The following is a 16,499-nucleotide window of genomic DNA, read 5'->3' as shown; positions in this document are numbered from 1 at the left end:
CGCATCTGACGCTTAGTGCGCGGTGCGCAGGTCCTTACGCAGTATCTTCCCGGCCAATGATTTGGGCAGTGACTCAACGAAGGTGATGTAGCGCGGCACCTTGTAGGCGGTCAGGCCAGACCGACAGTGCGCCTTTAACTCATCGACCGTCACGGCCGCACCTGGGGCGCGGGGCACGGCGAACAGGTGGGGCACCTCACCCGAGCGCTCGTCGGGCACACCGATACAGGCGCACTCGAGGATGCCTGGGTGGCTGGCCACCACGTCTTCGATTTCTTTGGGGTACACGTTGAAGCCCGACACCAGGATCATGTCCTTTTTACGGTCAACCAGATGCATGAAGCCATCCTCGGCAACCGTCACGATATCGCCGGTCTTGAACCATCCGTCATCGGTGAAGGCTGCGCGCGTTTCTTGCGCATTTTGCCAATAGCCTGCGAACACCTGCGGCCCTTTGACCTGCAGCTCTCCCGAGGCTGAAGCGGGCACGGTTTGACCTTGATCATCCACCACACGCAACGCGGTAGAGGGCATGGCAATGCCGATGCTACCGTTGCGCCCGCGTGGGTTGAACATCATGCACGGTGACGTTTCGGTCAGCCCATACGCTTCAGTGATGGGTGCGCCACCGGCGGCGATCCAGCGCTCCACCACCGGTTGCTGCACCGACGCACCGGCACCGATCACGGCGTAGGTTGTGCTGAAATCCACGGTGTGCAGTTGAGGGTCTTCCACCAGGCTGTTGAACAGCGTGTTGACGCCCATGAACATGTCGAACGGTGCGCGTTTCAGTTCATTGATGACCGAGGTCGTGTCCCGTGGGTTCGGCACCAGCCGCAGGTTGGCACCCAGGGAAATGGACATCAGTGCGACCGACATCGGGTAGACGTGATAAAGCGGCAACGGCAAGACGATTGCCATCGGATGGGTGATATTCGCGGGCGTGAACCACAACAGAATCATCTTCAAACTGGCACCGACACTGCGGTGGGTGAGCACCGCGCCTTTGGACACGCCGGTCGTGCCACCGGTGTATTGCAGGAACGCAATATCGGTAGGCGCCACCTCTGTCGGCACCGCAGTGACCTGGTCCCTGAGGGCCTTGGCGAACGGCGACGCGTGCTCGCTATCGAACTGCTCAAGCAGCCCAAGAACGGGCGTCGCCAGCACCTGCTGGACCGAAGTGTGTTCGATCACCTGCTCGAGTGTGGTCAAGAACGGCTCGGCAATCACGATGCTACGGGCACCCGAGTCCTTCAGTTGATGGGCCAGTTCGCGGGGTGTGTACAGCGGGTTGACGTTGACCACCACCATGCCGGCTTGAATCACACCGGCCAGCGCGATCAGGTAGGGCAGGCTGTTGGGCATCATCAGCGCGACACGATCACCGCGTTGCAGGCCGCTTTGGTGTAGGTAAACGGCGAAGTTGTTTGAGTGCCGGGCCAGTTGTGCATAGCTCAGTGTTTCGTCAAGGCAGGTGGCGGCGATTCGTTGTGGGTAGCGGGCGAAGGATTGCTCAAGGGTGGTGATCAGTGTGTCTTGCTCACCCAGTTCAAGCTCATCGGGAAAGCTGGCGGGGTAGGCCGGATGCCTGGCGTGCGGGTCCATGATTCACTCCTGTTGTCATTGTATTTATTGGCAGGTGAGAAGAGGTGTGTGCGGCTTCAGGCGAGCGCTTCCTCCACAAAATCCAGTCGGTCCTGGCCAAAGAACATCTGGTCGCCCACGAAGCAGGTCGGCGCACCAAATACGCCGCGTTCCAGCGCTTCGTCGGTGGTGCTTCGCAGTTGTGCCTTGACGTCCGGGCTATTGGCCAATGCCAGGATTTCGTCGATGGAAAAACCTGCGCGTATCAACGTACGGCCAATCAAGGCAGGTTCGTTGAGGTTCAAGGCGTCGATCCACAGCGCGTCAAACAGCGCTTTCAGTAAATGCTCGAACCGTTCAGGTTGGTGCATCTGCACGCCGGTCACCGCCCGCATCAGTTGCAAGGTGTTGACAGGGAAGTGTGGGTTCATCACCAACGGCACGCCGTAGCGCTTGGCGAAGCGCCCCAGGTCGATACCCGAATGGCGCCCCTTGACCGGCACGGCGGCGGGGGATGCGTTGCCGGTTGCCTGGAAGATAGCGCCCAGTAGCATCGGCCGGAAAACCAATTCGGCACCTTTTGCCGCGCAGATTTTTGGCAGCTGCGTCCACGCCAGGTAGGACGCCGGACTGCCCACATCGAAGAAAAATTCAACCTTCATGCAAACCCCTCGCTCATAGAAAAACCATCGTTTACTAAACGAACGTTATGCTACTGTTTCAGCTCTGTCAAACCGCCGGTCCGGGCTCATGCGCTATTCAAAAACACACAAAGACGAGACGCGTCTCAAGCTGCTCAACAGCAGCCGGGCGATTACCAAAAAGGGTGGCTTCAGCGTCACCAGCGTCGACACATTGATGTCGGCGGTGGGCATGACGGGTGGGGCGTTCTACAACCACTTCCCGTCCAAGCAAGCGTTGTTCCAGGCGGTGATCGAAGAGGAAGTGCAAAACAGTCGGGAGATGCTCGCCGGCGATGAAAACTCTTCCGACGACCACGTCATCAAGTGGCTGCGCAAATACCTGAGCGTGTCCCACGCCCTGCACCCTGACGACGGCTGCGTGCTGCCCACGCTGGGGCCAGAAATTGCCCGATCGGGCCCCGAAGTGCGTTCGGCGGTAGAGGCTGCTGTGACGGGCATTCAAAAGGCCTGGAGCGCGCGCACTTCAGACGGTGACGCTGCATGGGCTGTCATCGCCCAATGCATTGGCGCGCTGGCGTTGGCTCGCATGGTTGAGAGCGAAGCAACCCGCGAGGAAATCCTCCAAGCCAACCTGCGCGTCATCGAAAAACACCATCTGCACACGCCCGACGACCAATAAATAAGCGTGCAACGGGCGCCTTGACCGGCGTTGGGGGTGAGCGTATGTTTTATAAAAAAACGATCGTTCACCAAAGGAGCTGCAATGTCCAAACCAACCGAAAACAAGGTCGCGTTGATCATCGGCGCAGGTGATTCCACCGGCGGTGCCATCGCCAAGAAATTCGCCGCCGAGGGCTATATCGCCTGTGTCACACGCCGTGACGCCGACAAGCTGCAACCGCTGGTCGACAGCATTCGCGAGCAGGGTGGTGTGGCTCATGGCTTTGCATCCGATGCGCGCAAGGAAGAAGCAGTGATCGCGCTGGTTGAACAAATCGAAGCGCAGATTGGACCGATCGAGGTGTTGGTGTTCAACATCGGCGCCAATGTGCCCTGCAGCATCCTGGACGAGACGGCGCGCAAATATTTCAAGATCTGGGAAATGGCCTGCTTCTCGGCGTTTCTCAACACCCGCGAGGTGGCCAAGCGCATGGTGACCCGCCAGCGCGGTACGATCCTGTTCACCGGTGCCACTGCTGCGTTGCGTGGCGCGGCTAATTTTTCGGCCTTCGCCGGCGCCAAACACGCGCTGCGCGCCTTGGCGCAAAGTGCTTCGCGAGAGCTGGCGCCGCAGAACATTCATGTCGCACATGTGGTGGTCGACGGTGCGATTGACACCGACTTCATCCGCACCCAATTTCCCGAACGCTACGCGCTCAAGGATCAGGACGGCATCCTCAACCCGGCACACATCGCTGACAACTACTGGTACCTGCACACGCAACCACGCGATGCCTGGACCTTCGAACTCGATCTGCGCCCGTGGATCGAGAAGTGGTAAACCCTTGGGATTTGCCGGCCCCATTCATACTCGAACTCGATGTCGGCGAGGGCGACATCGATGAGTTGGGGCACGTCAATCATTCGGTGTACGTCAAGTGGCTGGAGCGTTGTGCCTGGTCACATTCCTGGGACCTGGGCATCACGTTTGCCGACTACCGTCGATCAGATCGCGGCCTGGCGGTGCTGCGCAATGAGGTCGATTACCTGGCGAGCGCCTACCTGGGCGAACGCTTGCTGATAGCCACCTGGATCGTCAGCGTGCAACGGATCAAGTTGGTTCGGCACTTTCAGGTGGTGCGTGAGGCAGACGCGCGCGTGTTGTTACGCGCGATCACTACATTTGCCTGTGTCGAACTCTCCACGGGCAAGCCAAAGCGTCTGCCTGTGGAGTTTGCTGTCCGTTATGACGGTGCAGTTGGCCACGCAATACCTGATGTCGACCTGCATTAGCCGAAGGAAAATCGGCTAGGTTGTTTACGTGATTCAAGCGTTCATGCCAGTCTCCACCACGGCGGCAGACGGCCGCCAAACGCCTCAGGAGATTGGCATGGACAAGTACTTCGACAATTCAGGGCTATTCAAGACGACTTCGTATCACAGCGCCGGCTCCGCCAGCAGCGCCATTACGGGCTGGGAGCTTAAAAACCTGTCCCTGAATACGAAGGAATTTTTGATATGTCCAAAGAACTACTCGGAGTTTCTGCTCTAGTCCTGATGGTGCTGGGTGAGTTTTGTGCGATCTACAGCGAGGTCGCAACCGCCCGGCTTGCACAAGCGAATGATGGCAGCGCATGGACGTCATTCGTCATCCCCGTCCTGCTGATGTGCTTCGCAGGGCTTTGCCTCTTGGGTGCTTATTGGCTCGGGTATGTGGCGGTGGGGGACATATGGATTGTCACCGTCGTTTCCGTCACTTCACTGCTGCTGCTTGAGCCGCTCGTGGTCTGGGGCTTGTTCCAAGAAGCCCCAGGGCGCGGCGCGCTGATAGGGTTTTGCCTGGGGGCGCTGGGTATGTTGTCGACCGTGTTGCTGTAGGGATGAAGGCCGGCTCGACGGTTAATGGTTGAGTCGGCTATTCCCAGCAGTTTTACCTTGATAGCCAGTCCTTGACTCGCGCGCACACAGCATAGGTAGAAATACCGTAACGATCGTGCAGCGTCGGAAGCGCGCCGGCATCGAGAAACGCATCCGGCAAAGCTATTTGCCGGAACGTCGGCGTAACGCCATTGCGTAACAGCACAGTCGCCACCGCTTCGCCCAATCCGCCAATGATGGAGTGGTTTTCTGCCGTCACTACCAGGCGTCCCGGCTTTCTGGCCTCAGCCAGGATAGCCTGTTCATCCAAAGGCTTGATGGTGGGGACGTGAAGCACCGCGACATCCACACCGTCGGCTTGAAGCTCCTTGGCGGCTTCCAAGGCGCGCATTGTCATCAAGCCGGTGGAGATGATCAGGACATCGTTGCCCGTGCGCAGGGTTTTGGCTTTGCCAATCTCGAATTTATAACCATATTCGTCGAGCACCATCGGTACATTGCCGCGCAGCAGCCGCATGTACACCGGCCCTTGATGCGCGGCTATGGCAGGCACGGCTTGTTCGATTTCCAAGGCATCACAGGGGTCGACGATCATCAGGTTTGGCATGGCGCGAAAGATCGCCAGATCGTCAGTCGCCTGGTGGCTGGGGCCGTACCCGGTGGTGAGTCCAGGCAGACCACAGACGATTTTGACGTTGAGGTTTTCCTCGGCAATCGCCATGCAGATGAAGTCATACGCTCGGCGAGAAGCAAATACCGCGTAAGTAGTCGCGAAGGGCACAAACCCCTCCCGAGCCATGCCCGCTGCGGCGCTCATCAACAATTGCTCAGCCATGCCCATCTGGTAGAAACGGTCCGGGTGCGCCTTCGCAAAAATGTGCAGGTCGGTGTATTTGGACAAGTCAGCCGATAAACCGACAATGTCCTGTCGCTGGTCTGCAAGCGCGGCCAATGCGTGGCCAAACGGCGCGGATCGGGTGGGCTGACCTTCAGCAGCAATTGAGGCGATCATCGCGGAGGTTGTCAGTTTTTTCTTCGGGCCGGCAGGCGCCTGAGCCGTTGTGTTGGTTGCGTTGCTCATAGGGTTTTGCCTTCTTCGAGGTTGTTCAGGGCCACATCCCATTCATGCTCATCGACGCGGATGAAGTGAGTCTTTTCACGGGTTTCCAGGAACGGAACACCTTTGCCCATCTTGGTATCGCAGATAATGACGCGCGGTTGCTCGCCAGGATGGCTGCGGGCCGCGTCGAACGCTTTGACCAGGGCGTTCAGGTCGTTACCGTCTACCCGCTGGGTGTACCAGCCAAAGGCTTGCCATCGGTCAACGATGGGTTCAAAGGCCAACACTTCGCTGGAATGTCCGTCGGCTTGCTGGTTATTCACGTCAACGATGGCGATCAAGTTGTCGAGTTTCCAGTGCGAAGCAGACATGACCGCTTCCCAGGTAGAGCCCTCATTCAGTTCGCCATCCGACAGCAGGTTGTAGACGAAAGAGCTGGACTGTTTGCGCTTCAACCCCAGGCAGGCACCCACCGCGATGCCGAGTCCCTGGCCCAGTGAGCCACCGGTGATTTCCATGCCGGGGGTGTAGGCGGCCATGCCGGACATGGGCAGTCGGCTGTCATCCGAACCGTAGGTTTCAAGCTCATCCATTGGAATGATTTGAGCCTCAATCAGCGCGGCATACAGCGCGATCGCGTAGTGGCCAATGGAGAGGTAAAAACGATCACGCTGTTCCCATTCTGGGTTTTCGGGCTTGTAGTTCAAGGCATGAAAGTACGAAACGGCCAGCAGGTCTGCGGCGCCCAGCGCCTGGCCGACATAGCCTTGGCCTTGGACTTGCCCCATGCGCAAGGCATGACGGCGAATGTTATGGGCACGTTGCACCAGTGTGGTGGACGATGCGCGAGATAAAGTGGCAGTCATGGAAGTTCTCCGTTAACTCAACGATTGACTGAAGCGGCAGGAATGCGCAGGACCAAACAGGCACCTATGCACAGCACACCGGTAATCAGGTACATGCCGATAGCGCTCGAGCCGGTCGTGGTGGTGATCCATCCAATCAGGTAGGGCGAGCAGAACCCTGCAAGATTGGCAAAGCTGTTGATTCCAGCGATCCCCGCAGCGGCGGAGACACCCCCCAACAGGGTGGTAGGCAGCATCCAGAACAGTGAAGACGCCGACAGCACACCCGCTGCTGCAAGGCACAGGCACAACACCGACAGCATCAGGCTGGTGCCGAATACTGCGGCCAACGTGAGGCCCAGCGCGCCGGCAATCATCGGCGCTACCAAGTGCCAGCGGCGCTCCTGGTGCTTGTCGCCGCTGCGCCCCATGAGCACCATCGCGACGATGGCGCACAGGTAGGGGAGGCTGGTGAGCAAGCCGATGTGCATCGGATCGGCGACGCCAGCGTTACGGATAAGTGTCGGCAGCCAGAAGGTGATCGCGTATTGGCCCATGACCACGCAAAAATAGATGCAAGCGAGGATCCACAGGCGGCGGTCGCGAAGGAATGCCCCGACTGATGTGTGGGTGACTTTGCGGCTGTTGTCCTCCGCCAGTTCTTTGCTGACCAGCGCTTTCTCTTCCTCAGTCAGCCAGGTCGCCTGGTGCACACCATCCTTGAGGTAAGCCAGTACCATCAGGCCAACGATGACGGTCGGAATGGCTTCAATCACGAACATCCACTGCCAGCCCGCCCAGCCATGAACGCCGGCGAACTGGGTCATGATGTAGCCTGAGAGCGGGCCGCCGATCATGCCGGAAAGCGGGATGGCGATGAACCACAACACGGTCATTTTGGCGCGGCGGTAGGAGGGGAACCAGTAGGTGAGGTAGAGCAGCAGGCCCGGTGCGAGACCTGCTTCGGCAATACCGAGCAGAAAGCGCAGCGTATAGAATTGCCAGGCCGTTTCTACAAAGGCGAAGAGGGCGGAGATGATGCCCCACGAAATCATGATGCGCGCGATCCAGCGACGGGCACCGACTTTGTGGAGGATGAGGTTGCTCGGTACTTCGCAGAGGAAATAGCCAAGAAAGAACACGCCCGCGCCGAGCCCATATACGGTTTCGCTAAGGGACAGGTCGTTCATCATCTGAAGCTTTGCAAACCCAACGTTTACCCGGTCCAGGTAGGCGCACAGGTAACACAACATCAGGAATGGCATTAAGCGCCAGGCAGTTTTGCGATACGCACTTGAGCGCACTGTGGACACAGCGTCGAGCGTCATGGTGGTCATCATGAGGGTCTGATCTCTTGTTTTTATAGAACGCCAGGCTTGAGGCTCGACGTATCTTCGATCCAGAACTTAATGGACAGCGAGTGGTGACACCTGTGGTCAATGGATCAACATGCCGCCGTTTACGTCCAGCGTGATGCCGGTGAGGTAAGAGGACAAGTCGCTGGCGAGAAACAGCGCCGCATTGGCGACGTCTTGCGCTGCGCCCAGCCGACCCAGGGGAATGCTTTCGATGATCGCGTGGCGGCGGTCATCCTGCATCAGGCCACCGGTGATGTCTGTATGGATCAAACCGGGAGTGATGGCGTTGACGCGGATGTTGTCCGCGCCAAATTCGCGCGCCATGGCTTTGCCCAGTCCCAGCACTCCGGCTTTGGCTGCGCTGTAGTGTGGGCCGCCAAAAATGCCGCCGCCGCGTTGAGCCGATACAGATGACATGCAAACGATGCTGCCCGAAGCCTGAGCGCGCATCACCGGAATGACTGCCTGGGACATCAACAGCGTGCCGCGCAGGCTCACATCCAGGACCTTGTCGTAATCGCTCGGGCGAATGTCCAGGGTCTTGATCGGCTGCGTGATGCCGGCATTGTTGACGAGTATGTCGATGCGGCCGTAACGCTCGACCACCTTGGCGACGGCTGCCTTGACTTGCGTCTCGTCGGCGACGTCGGCCGCCAGCCCCAGATGGCCTTCGCCGAGCGAGGCTGCGGCGTCACGGGCGGCGGACTCGTCGAGGTCCAGTATTACAACGCGTGCGCCATGTTGGGCGAAGGTCTGCGCCGTTGCGCGACCGATACCACGTGCCGATGCAGCGCCTGTAATAATCGCGACTTTGCCTTGAAGAAGCATGATAGGTACCTCTGATTGTTTTTATGGTTCGACCCAGTGATCGATGACTCAGAGTGGTCTGGCGCGATGGACCGAGCAATAACGCAAACGTCACTGCTACATGAAAAAAATTCAGCACTCGTCATTGCAGGCAGCAGATGCTTGAATGAAGCTTCCCGTACGAGCCCAAAACAATAGGCTGAAGACTGATGCACCAAGACGATTTCCCTTCATCCAAACTTCCACCGTTGAGAGCCATTCAAGCCTTTGAGCAAACCGCGCGTTTTGGCAACCTGGCGCGCGCCGCCGAAGTGCTGGACCTCACGCCGTCAGCAATCAGTCATCAACTGGCCAAACTTGAGGTCATGATCGGTCGACAGTTGTTTGTTCGGGCGGCGCGAGGGGTGACGCTGACTCCGGTGGGTGAGCAGTACTTGAAGGACATTTCCGGTCTATTGCAGAGCCTTGAGGTTGCTACCGAGCGGGCAGCGAGTGACGTCAGCCTGGATTGCCTGCGGCTGCATTCCTCCCCCAGCTTTGGCTTGCTCTGGTTGATGCCGCGGTTGGAGTCCTTTCGCTTGAGTAACCCGGACATCCAGATCAATTTGTCTTGTTCCTATGAGTCGCTGCATTTCAGCCAAGACAAAATTGATGTTGATATTCGTCACGGTCGGCCTAATTGGCCCAGCTATGAAGTGCGCACGGTACGCAACGAGAGTTTCGCTGTGCTGGCATCCCCTAAATTGATCGAGCGCTGTGCGGTAAAACATGCGGCAGATCTGTTGGCTGAAGATCTGATTCTTTCCGAGGCGACCTTGCTCAGATGGCCTGAATGGTTCGCCCAGCATGGCCTGGCGCGCCCTGAAAAGCCCTACACCTTGAGTTTTGACCGCTCCTACATGAGTCTGGAAGCTGCAAGCCATGGCCTGGGATTTGCCCTAGAAAGCACGCTGCTGGCGCAAAAATATCTCACCGCTGGTTCGCTGGTTGAAGTTGCCCCCGAGTCACTGAGCGCCCCGGTCGCCGCCCATCATTTAGTGTTCCCGAAGGCTCACTCCAGTTTTCCTCGCGTCAGGCGTTTTTTGGGTTGGATGGAGGGGGAGCTAGGGCACAGCTTTGTGTTTTAAAGCTATGGCCGTCCGAAGGGCAACCGCTTTGATATCAGCTACTAATCCTCATGTGGAGCTGAAAGGAGGTAAGCCGCTCACGCTGATGTAATGGCTTCCTAGGTTACGTTCCGAGTGAGTCTAGCTCTATCATGAACTAGTGCTCATGCATGCCCATTTCTGATAAGCCGCTGGATACCGCCCCTATGAGAGACCTGCCGCCCACCGCGACTTTGCGCGCATTCGAAGCTGCGACCCGGCACTTGACGTTTACGTCGGCCGCAGAGGAGCTACATGTGACTCAAAGTGCGGTCAGCCACCAGCTCAAGCATCTTGAGGCGCTTTGGGGCGTGCAGTTGTTTGAGCGTAGCAAGGTGTTACGTCTCACGGCAGCGGGGGCTGCGCTGGCGCCCATCGTGCGGGAGTTTTTCATCAGCCTGGAGGCGACTCTGGGTGATTTGCGCGAGCAAAAAGACCGGGTTCGACTCAGCGTCAGCACCACCTATTCCTTCGCGCTCAAATGGCTGCTGCCACGCTTGCCGCGTCTCTCTCGCCTGCACCCCGAGCTGTTGGTCTCGCTGGACACCACGGATAAGATCATTCACTTCTCTCACGGCCAGGCTGATGTTGCGATCAGGCTCGGCAAGGGCAATTACCCCGGTCTGTATTCTGAGTTCCTGTTTGGGGAGCAGGTATTTCCTGTGGCCAGCCCTGAACTGTTGCGACGCGTCGGGACCCCGCAGAGCCCTGCCGCACTGTTGAATTTCCCGCTGCTGACACGCGATGGTGCGCAGATGGTGCCTAAGTGGGAGGTATGGTTTCAAGCCGTCGGGCTGGCCTATTTGCCGCTCAAGGAGAGCGTCAGATTTGGCGACACCAACATGACGGTCGAGGCCGCCTTGCTCGGCCAGGGCGTTGCATTGGTGCGCAGCGGGCATGTCGAGAACGAAATGAGCGATGGACGTTTGGTGCGGCTGTTTGATGTGCCGTTTCCCTCGCCATTGGCTTACTACTTCGTCTGCCCCAAGGGCATCGAATCGCAACCGCACATCGCCAGCTTTCGGCAATGGTTGGTCAGCGAGGCACTGAAAGTCCATCAGCTGGATGAGTGAGTCATGAGTATTCGTTCATGCTGCGATGAGGAGACTTTGCTTTAGTCCTGGCGGCGCATTGCCTACAGTGGCGCATGCCTATTCATATCATCTTGCTCGTGCTTTTCGCCGCTCTCCTGCATGCCAGCTGGAATGCGCTGCTGCGTAGCGGTGCCGATCGGCTGTGGTCCATGACGGTAATGTGCATTGCCATCGCCATCACCAGTGTCGTCGCCGCAGTGTTCATGACACCCCCCGCGATTGAGAGCTGGGGCTACGCGGTGCTTTCGGGGTTGCTGCATGTGGGCTACAACCTTTTTCTAGTGCGCAGTTACCGAGTCGGCGACCTGGGGCAGGTCTATCCGATTTCACGTGGGTCGTCACCGGTGCTGATTACCTTGGGGGCAGCCGTTTTCGCCGGAGAAAGCATCACGCCGGGAGAGTTACTCGGCATTGCGCTGGTGTCAGGTGGGATTATTTCTCTGGCCTTCAGAGGGCGCAGTCTGTCGGTTCCCAGCCTGCCCTATGCGCTGGGAACCGGCGGCTTTATCGCGGCCTACAGCGTGGTCGACGGCATCGGTGCCAGGCTTTCCGGTGCGCCGCTTGCCTACACGGTTTGGATGTGCGCCTTGTGGGGCGTACTGATGCCAGTGGTTTACATCGGCCTGCGTGACGCCCGCAGCTTGTTCTCCGTGCGGCCCGGAACAGTCACCGCTTTGGTCGGCGGGCTAGTCTCTTTGCTCGCGTATGGAATGGTCATCTACGCCATGAACGAAGCGCCCTTGGGCGCGGTATCCGCATTGCGCGAAACCAGCGTGCTGTTTGCGGCGTTGATCGGCTATGTGTTTCTCGGCGAGACGCTCACCGCACGCCGGATACTGGCATGCGTCGTCATTGCCAGCGGCATCCTCATCATCGGCTGATACAGCCAACGGCTCAGGAGCTTATTTCATGGTCAATGTCTCGCAGGCACCGTTGATTCTAATCACCGGTGGAAGTCGTGGAGTGGGGGCGGCCACCGCCCGGCTGGCGGCCGCAAGAGGTTATGACGTAGCTATCAGCTACGTGGCCAACGAGTCTGCAGCGCTCACCGTGGCTGCGGATGTAGAAGCATTGGGGCGCCGGGCGTTGGCGATACGGGCCGACAGTGCGGACCCCCAACAAGTGGCCGAATTGTTTGCAGGCATCGACCGCACGTTCGGACGCATCGACGTGCTGGTGAACAATGCCGGGATGCTTGCGCCTCAGTCACGCCTGGAAGACCTCGGCTTCGAGCGGATGCAGCGTATTTTTGCGGTCAATGCCATTGGGCCAATTCTCTGTGCCCAACAGGCAGTGAAGCGCATGGCTTACCGTCACAACGGCCCGGGCGGCGTGGTGATCAATGTCTCGTCGGCCTCGGCGCGCCTTGGCAGTCCCAATGAGTACGTCGACTATGCGGCGTCAAAGGGGGCGCTGGAGACGTTCACCATTGGCTTTGCAAAGGAGGTCGCTCGAGAAGGCATACGCGTCAACTGTATTCGCCCCGGACATATCTATACCGATATGCATGCCAGTGGCGGTGAGCCGGGGCGGGTCGATCGTGTCAAGGATTCGATCCCCATGGGGCGAGGTGGTCAGCCGGACGAAGTGGCACGCGCGATTCTGTGGCTGGCGAGCGCGGAGGCATCATTCGTTACCGGTACATTCCTCGACGTGACGGGCGGTAAATGAGTCCGGGGCATGGACCATCGACCGATTGCGCTCGGTTTCAAGTCACAGCGGGCTGCCTCACCTTGCGACTTAATCCTGGTGTCTTACCCGTAATACGCTTGAATGCACGGCTGAAAGCGGCCTGCGATGTATAGCCCAAACGCTGCGCCACCTCTTCAATCGGCAGCCTTTCGAGGGTCAGCCATTGGCTCGCAAGCCGCATGCGCAGTTCGGTGACATAGCGCAGCGGGGCCATGCCGATCGTCACCTGGAAGCGGTCCGCGAAGACCGAGCGTGAGGTGTTGCAGTGCGCTGCCAATTGCGCAACGGTCCAGTCGCGCCCCGGTTGCTGATGGAGCGCAAGCAGTGCACCGGCCAAGCGTGGATCGCGCAAGGCGGCGACCAGGCCTGAGGCATTGCCGCAGGCGCACTCCACCCAGCCGCGAACGACCATGGCAGCCACCACGTCGGCCAAACGCGCGAGGATACCGGCGAAGCCGACACGTGCGGCGCTAACCTCGCGCTCCATGGTGGTCAGGATCGGTACCAGGCCGGGGTAACGCTGGCCGCCGGCATCAATCAGCATCAGGCCCGGCATCAGCCTGCCAATGCCATGGATACTGCCCAGTTCAAATTCCATGCAACCACTGAACAAAATTGTGCACGGCGTGCGGCTGGCATCGGCTCCGGTAGCCACTGCGCTGACCGTATCACCCAGTGGGGCGCCGTCTAGACGGTCGATGTCCAGAACAGGCGCGTCCGGATGTGAAAGCAGTTGATGGGCCGCGCCATGGGAGATGAACACGGCGTTGCCGGCAGACAGTTCGTAGGTGGTGCCATCCTCCATTCGCAGCACCGCATTGCCGACGGCTATGAAGTGGAACCACGCATGCCCAGGTTTTTCCGTGAAGCCCAAGCCGAAGGTAGGGCCGGCCTGGATACGCCGATATTCGACACCGCGCAGGCGCATGCCGCGCAACAGCTCGTTGATGAGGTCCGAGGAAAGAGCAAACTGATCTGCAGGCATCGTTCAGGTGTTTTAGTCAAAAAGTAGAGATTTTCGATCATAGATCATCCGGGTCCCGACGCCTAGACTGCGGCTCGCAATGAAGATTGGGAGATCCGTGCAATGACTGACTGTGTATGTAACGCCGTACCCGACCGCCATCCTGGCGTCGGCTTGGATGTAGAACCTGCGACCCCCGCGTGGATGGCCGTGTTCTCATTGGCAATGGGGGTGTTCGGGTTACTGACCGCCGAGTACCTACCGGCCAGTTTGTTGACGCTGATGGCGACTGACCTGGGCGTGTCCGAAGCGCTGGCTGGCCAGGCGGTAACGGTGACAGCCGTCGTAGCGCTGTTCGCCGGCTTGTTGGTGCCAGGCCTGACCCGTGGCATCGACCGGCGTTGGGTGCTGCTGGGGTTTTCCACGTTGATGGTCGCATCCAATGTGTTGGTCGCCGTTTCCTCCAGCTTCGCGGTGCTGTTGTTGATGCGCATCTTGCTGGGCATTGCCCTTGGCGGGTTCTGGAGCATGGCCGCGGCGGTAGCGATGCGGTTGGTGCCGAGCGCTCTACTGCCCCGGGCGCTATCGATTATTTTCAGCGGCATTGCCATCGGGACGGTCGTTGCAGTGCCGCTGGGCAGCTATCTGGGCGGGCTGTATGGCTGGCGCAGCGCGTTTTTTGCAGCGGCGGCGGTAGGCATGCTGACCCTGGCTTTTCAGTCGTTCACTCTGCCGCGTCTCGCGCCGCGTCGGCCGGCAAGGCTGCGCACAGTTTTAGAAGTGTTGCGGCGCCCAGGCATTGCCATCGGGATGTTCGGTTGTGTGCTGGTGCACAGCGGGCACTTCGCGATGTTCACCTATGTTCGGCCATTTCTTGAAGGGACGACCGGCATTGGCCCGCAAGGGCTCTCACTGATGTTGCTGGGCTTCGGTGTGGCCAATTTCGTCGGCACGCTGTTGGCCGGGAGGCTGCTGGAGCGCCACCCGCTGGCCACATTAGTGTTGATGCCCGCGCTGGTCGGCGTTGCAGCACTGGCGTTGGTGCTGTTGCCAGCGTCGTTGCCCGGGCAGACGGTACTTCTGGCGATCTGGGGCCTGGCCTTTGGTGGGGTGCCGGTGGCGTGGTCGAACTGGGTTGCCAGTGCGGTACCTGATCAGGCGGAAAGCGCCGGAGGCATGGTGGTGGCCTCTGTGCAGTCCGCCATCGCAACAGGCGCCGCTGCGGGTGGTGCGGTGTTCAGCGTCGGTGGCAGCGCAGGCGTATTCGTTGCAGCGGCCGTGCTGATGCTGCTGGCCGCGCTGCTGATTGCGTTGCGGGTCCGCGTCCCTTCTGCCCATGGCGCTCGCCAGCCCAAGCCCGCGCTGCACCTTTGATCCGGCTTGCAAAATCGCTTCAATCCCATCCGTAATCAGGAATTAACCCATGAACAATACGACGTCTCACCAAGGACGCCTCAAATCGTTGCGCGCGGCCGGTATCGGCAATGCGCTCGAATGGTTTGACTGGACCCTCTACGCAACCTTTTCGGTGTACCTGGCAAGCAACCTGTTTGACAAGACCGATGCACGCTCGGCGATGCTCGCGACTCTGGCTGTGTTTGCGGTTGGCTTTGTCGCACGCCCTGTCGGCGGATGGTTGTTTGGCCGACTGAGTGACCGGCTGGGGCGTCGGACCATCATGGTGCTCACCATGCTGCTGCTTGCGATCAGCAGCCTGGGCATCGCGCTGATTCCTGACTACCAGAGCATCGGCCTGTATGCCTCGGTCGCGCTGCTGTTTTTCCGGCTTATGCAGGGGCTCGCCCATGGTGGCGAGACAGGAGTTTCCTACACCTATGTCGCCGAGATCGCTCCCAGCAAACACCGTGGCTTATGGTCGAGTTCGGTCTATGTGGGGGTGACGCTGGGGGTGATGGCTGCGACGGCCGTGGCGGCGACACTCACCTGGCTGCTGGGCGCGCAGGCCATGGGTGATTACGGCTGGAGGATAGGTTTCGCTATCGGTGGAGTGCTCGGTATTTACGCGCTGTTCTTGCGCCGCGGTGCGCAGGAGTCTCATGTGTTTGTAGCGCAGCAGGGGCAGGCGCGGCCGCCGCGCAAGCTGTCCACGGGGGAGATGCTCCGCGTTGCACGTAACATCGTCATGCTTGCTGCGGCCGCCAATGTCACTTACTACGCCTGGGTCACGTTCGGCGCTGCGACGGCGATTGCCCAAGGCATGGACGCCACGGGTGCCTACGTCGCCAGTCTTCTCGCGCAGATCCTCTGTGTGTGCTGGTTGCCGGTCTGCGGAATGTTGTCCGATCGGGTAGGGCGCCGGCCCATGGTCATTGCCTGGGGCCTGGGGGTGATCGTACTGACCTATCCGCTCTCGATAATGGTGACCACTGAGCCCTACACGCTGTTCCTGGCCCAACTGCTGGGGCTCGGCGCGTGGTCGCTGATTGCGGCGATTTTCCCCGCGGTGCTCTCCGAGCAGGTACCCACCCAGGCACGGGCCCAAGGCGTCGGCTTGGTCTCGTCGGTGTCAGTGGCGATCTTTGGCGGCACTGCTCCCTACCTGCACACCTATCTTAGCGGCGCCGACCTTGGCTATCTGTACGTCAGCTATGTGATCGGGTTGGGCGTAGTGACCGTTTTGGCAGGGTTTCTGATCGACGAAACGGCGGGCATCGACCTTGCGCACATCGAGGCGCCTGGCGCTCGAGCCAGCGCACATACCTTGGCTGGTCGATCCGCCAAATCAGCCGAATAAAGGAGTACGA

Annotated in this window: 17 protein-coding genes; 10 read left to right on the top strand and 7 right to left on the bottom strand. The window is 59.5% G+C overall.

Going from position 1 to position 16,499, the window contains the following annotated elements:
- Positions 1 to 12: 12 nt before the first annotated feature.
- Together CFE47_RS04120 and CFE47_RS04115 are read right to left on the bottom strand one after the other, a co-directional pair.
- Positions 13 to 1,608 carry an AMP-binding protein gene (locus CFE47_RS04120; RefSeq protein WP_286835606.1) on the bottom strand — a complete coding sequence of 532 codons (1,596 nt, stop codon included), beginning with the start codon at positions 1,606 to 1,608 and terminating at the stop codon, positions 13 to 15.
- Positions 1,609 to 1,664: 56 nt separating this feature from the next.
- On the bottom strand, positions 1,665 to 2,249 hold the full coding sequence (locus tag CFE47_RS04115; RefSeq protein WP_286835605.1) for a 2-hydroxychromene-2-carboxylate isomerase: 585 nt from the start codon (positions 2,247 to 2,249) through the stop codon (positions 1,665 to 1,667).
- A gap of 88 nt (positions 2,250 to 2,337) precedes the next feature.
- On the opposite strand from CFE47_RS04115, the gene CFE47_RS04110 reads away from it, so the two are divergent.
- The 4 genes from CFE47_RS04110 to CFE47_RS04095 all read left to right on the top strand — a co-directional run bounded on the left by CFE47_RS04110 (position 2,338) and on the right by CFE47_RS04095 (position 4,769).
- Positions 2,338 to 2,910 (top strand): TetR/AcrR family transcriptional regulator, encoded by a 573-nt coding sequence (locus CFE47_RS04110; protein WP_286835604.1) that lies wholly within the window; start codon positions 2,338 to 2,340, stop codon positions 2,908 to 2,910.
- Between the two features lie 84 nt (positions 2,911 to 2,994).
- Positions 2,995 to 3,732: an SDR family oxidoreductase gene (locus tag CFE47_RS04105; RefSeq protein ID WP_286835603.1), complete on the top strand. Its 738-nt coding sequence runs from the start codon at positions 2,995 to 2,997 to the stop codon at positions 3,730 to 3,732.
- Positions 3,726 to 4,184, top strand: a complete 459-nt coding sequence (locus CFE47_RS04100; protein ID WP_286835602.1) for an acyl-CoA thioesterase — start codon at positions 3,726 to 3,728, stop codon at positions 4,182 to 4,184. Before CFE47_RS04105 ends, CFE47_RS04100 begins: the two co-directional genes overlap by 7 nt.
- A 264-nt stretch (positions 4,185 to 4,448) precedes the next feature.
- Entirely contained in the window at positions 4,449 to 4,769 is a 321-nt protein-coding gene (locus CFE47_RS04095) for a hypothetical protein (RefSeq protein ID WP_185709938.1), read from the top strand.
- Between the two features lie 52 nt (positions 4,770 to 4,821).
- Here CFE47_RS04095 and CFE47_RS04090 read toward each other — a convergent pair whose 3' ends face one another.
- The 4 genes from CFE47_RS04090 to CFE47_RS04075 all read right to left on the bottom strand — a co-directional run bounded on the left by CFE47_RS04090 (position 4,822) and on the right by CFE47_RS04075 (position 8,860).
- Positions 4,822 to 5,850 (bottom strand): transketolase family protein, encoded by a 1,029-nt coding sequence (locus tag CFE47_RS04090; RefSeq protein ID WP_286835601.1) that lies wholly within the window; start codon positions 5,848 to 5,850, stop codon positions 4,822 to 4,824.
- Positions 5,847 to 6,695: a transketolase gene (locus CFE47_RS04085; RefSeq protein ID WP_286835600.1), complete on the bottom strand. Its 849-nt coding sequence runs from the start codon at positions 6,693 to 6,695 to the stop codon at positions 5,847 to 5,849. The genes CFE47_RS04090 and CFE47_RS04085 overlap by 4 nt, the downstream gene beginning before the upstream one ends.
- Positions 6,696 to 6,712: 17 nt before the next feature.
- Positions 6,713 to 8,014 carry an MFS transporter gene (locus CFE47_RS04080; RefSeq protein WP_502695431.1) on the bottom strand — a complete coding sequence of 434 codons (1,302 nt, stop codon included), beginning with the start codon at positions 8,012 to 8,014 and terminating at the stop codon, positions 6,713 to 6,715.
- 96 nt (positions 8,015 to 8,110) lie between these two features.
- Positions 8,111 to 8,860, bottom strand: a complete 750-nt coding sequence (locus CFE47_RS04075; RefSeq protein WP_286835599.1) for an SDR family NAD(P)-dependent oxidoreductase — start codon at positions 8,858 to 8,860, stop codon at positions 8,111 to 8,113.
- 188 nt (positions 8,861 to 9,048) lie between these two features.
- On the opposite strand from CFE47_RS04075, the gene CFE47_RS04070 reads away from it, so the two are divergent.
- The 4 genes from CFE47_RS04070 (at position 9,049) to CFE47_RS04055 (ending at position 12,749) form a co-directional block, all read left to right on the top strand.
- On the top strand, positions 9,049 to 9,966 hold the full coding sequence (locus CFE47_RS04070; protein WP_286835598.1) for a LysR substrate-binding domain-containing protein: 918 nt from the start codon (positions 9,049 to 9,051) through the stop codon (positions 9,964 to 9,966).
- A 185-nt stretch (positions 9,967 to 10,151) separates the two neighbouring features.
- Positions 10,152 to 11,057, top strand: a complete 906-nt coding sequence (gcvA, locus tag CFE47_RS04065) for a transcriptional regulator GcvA (protein ID WP_286835697.1) — start codon at positions 10,152 to 10,154, stop codon at positions 11,055 to 11,057.
- Positions 11,058 to 11,131: 74 nt separating this feature from the next.
- Entirely contained in the window at positions 11,132 to 11,959 is an 828-nt protein-coding gene (locus CFE47_RS04060) for an EamA family transporter (protein ID WP_286835597.1), read from the top strand.
- Between the two features lie 28 nt (positions 11,960 to 11,987).
- Complete coding sequence (locus CFE47_RS04055; protein ID WP_286835596.1) at positions 11,988 to 12,749, top strand: SDR family oxidoreductase; 762 nt, start codon at positions 11,988 to 11,990, stop codon at positions 12,747 to 12,749.
- A gap of 37 nt (positions 12,750 to 12,786) precedes the next feature.
- On the opposite strand, the gene CFE47_RS04050 is transcribed toward CFE47_RS04055, so the two are convergent.
- Positions 12,787 to 13,755, bottom strand: a complete 969-nt coding sequence (locus CFE47_RS04050) for an AraC family transcriptional regulator (protein WP_286835595.1) — start codon at positions 13,753 to 13,755, stop codon at positions 12,787 to 12,789.
- Between the two features lie 102 nt (positions 13,756 to 13,857).
- On the opposite strand from CFE47_RS04050, the gene CFE47_RS04045 reads away from it, so the two are divergent.
- Both CFE47_RS04045 and CFE47_RS04040 read left to right on the top strand, forming a co-directional pair.
- Positions 13,858 to 15,108, top strand: coding sequence for an MFS transporter (locus CFE47_RS04045; protein WP_286835594.1), 1,251 nt, complete (start codon positions 13,858 to 13,860; stop codon positions 15,106 to 15,108).
- Positions 15,109 to 15,157: 49 nt separating this feature from the next.
- A complete protein-coding gene (locus CFE47_RS04040) occupies positions 15,158 to 16,489 on the top strand; it encodes an MFS transporter (protein ID WP_286835593.1) in 1,332 nt (443 codons plus the stop codon).
- The last annotated feature ends 10 nt before the right edge of the window (positions 16,490 to 16,499 follow it).

Origin of the sequence: Pseudomonas sp. PGPPP1, from assembly GCF_002255865.1 — a bacterium.
Classification (GTDB): domain Bacteria; phylum Pseudomonadota; class Gammaproteobacteria; order Pseudomonadales; family Pseudomonadaceae; genus Aquipseudomonas; species Aquipseudomonas cremoris.
The sequence above is the reverse complement of the archived record's forward strand: the minus strand, read 5'-3'. Positions and strand labels throughout refer to the sequence as shown.

What these genes read in the sequence shown, in the direction of transcription:
- CFE47_RS04105 (WP_286835603.1), top strand. Translation starts at nt 2,995, where the DNA reads ATGTCCAAACCAACCGAAAACAAGGTCGCGTTGATCATCGGCGCAGGT.
- CFE47_RS04070 (WP_286835598.1), top strand. Translation starts at nt 9,049, where the DNA reads ATGCACCAAGACGATTTCCCTTCATCCAAACTTCCACCGTTGAGAGCC.
- CFE47_RS04045 (WP_286835594.1), top strand. Translation starts at nt 13,858, where the DNA reads ATGACTGACTGTGTATGTAACGCCGTACCCGACCGCCATCCTGGCGTC.
- CFE47_RS04040 (WP_286835593.1), top strand. Translation starts at nt 15,158, where the DNA reads ATGAACAATACGACGTCTCACCAAGGACGCCTCAAATCGTTGCGCGCG.
- CFE47_RS04060 (WP_286835597.1), top strand. Translation starts at nt 11,132, where the DNA reads ATGCCTATTCATATCATCTTGCTCGTGCTTTTCGCCGCTCTCCTGCAT.
- CFE47_RS04050 (WP_286835595.1), bottom strand. Translation starts at nt 13,755, where the DNA reads ATGCCTGCAGATCAGTTTGCTCTTTCCTCGGACCTCATCAACGAGCTG.
- CFE47_RS04085 (WP_286835600.1), bottom strand. Translation starts at nt 6,695, where the DNA reads ATGACTGCCACTTTATCTCGCGCATCGTCCACCACACTGGTGCAACGT.
- CFE47_RS04075 (WP_286835599.1), bottom strand. Translation starts at nt 8,860, where the DNA reads ATGCTTCTTCAAGGCAAAGTCGCGATTATTACAGGCGCTGCATCGGCA.
- CFE47_RS04115 (WP_286835605.1), bottom strand. Translation starts at nt 2,249, where the DNA reads ATGAAGGTTGAATTTTTCTTCGATGTGGGCAGTCCGGCGTCCTACCTG.
- CFE47_RS04095 (WP_185709938.1), top strand. Translation starts at nt 4,449, where the DNA reads ATGGTGCTGGGTGAGTTTTGTGCGATCTACAGCGAGGTCGCAACCGCC.
- CFE47_RS04080 (WP_502695431.1), bottom strand. Translation starts at nt 8,014, where the DNA reads ATGATGACCACCATGACGCTCGACGCTGTGTCCACAGTGCGCTCAAGT.
- CFE47_RS04055 (WP_286835596.1), top strand. Translation starts at nt 11,988, where the DNA reads ATGGTCAATGTCTCGCAGGCACCGTTGATTCTAATCACCGGTGGAAGT.
- gcvA (WP_286835697.1), top strand. Translation starts at nt 10,152, where the DNA reads ATGAGAGACCTGCCGCCCACCGCGACTTTGCGCGCATTCGAAGCTGCG.
- CFE47_RS04120 (WP_286835606.1), bottom strand. Translation starts at nt 1,608, where the DNA reads ATGGACCCGCACGCCAGGCATCCGGCCTACCCCGCCAGCTTTCCCGAT.
- CFE47_RS04090 (WP_286835601.1), bottom strand. Translation starts at nt 5,850, where the DNA reads ATGAGCAACGCAACCAACACAACGGCTCAGGCGCCTGCCGGCCCGAAG.
- CFE47_RS04110 (WP_286835604.1), top strand. Translation starts at nt 2,338, where the DNA reads ATGCGCTATTCAAAAACACACAAAGACGAGACGCGTCTCAAGCTGCTC.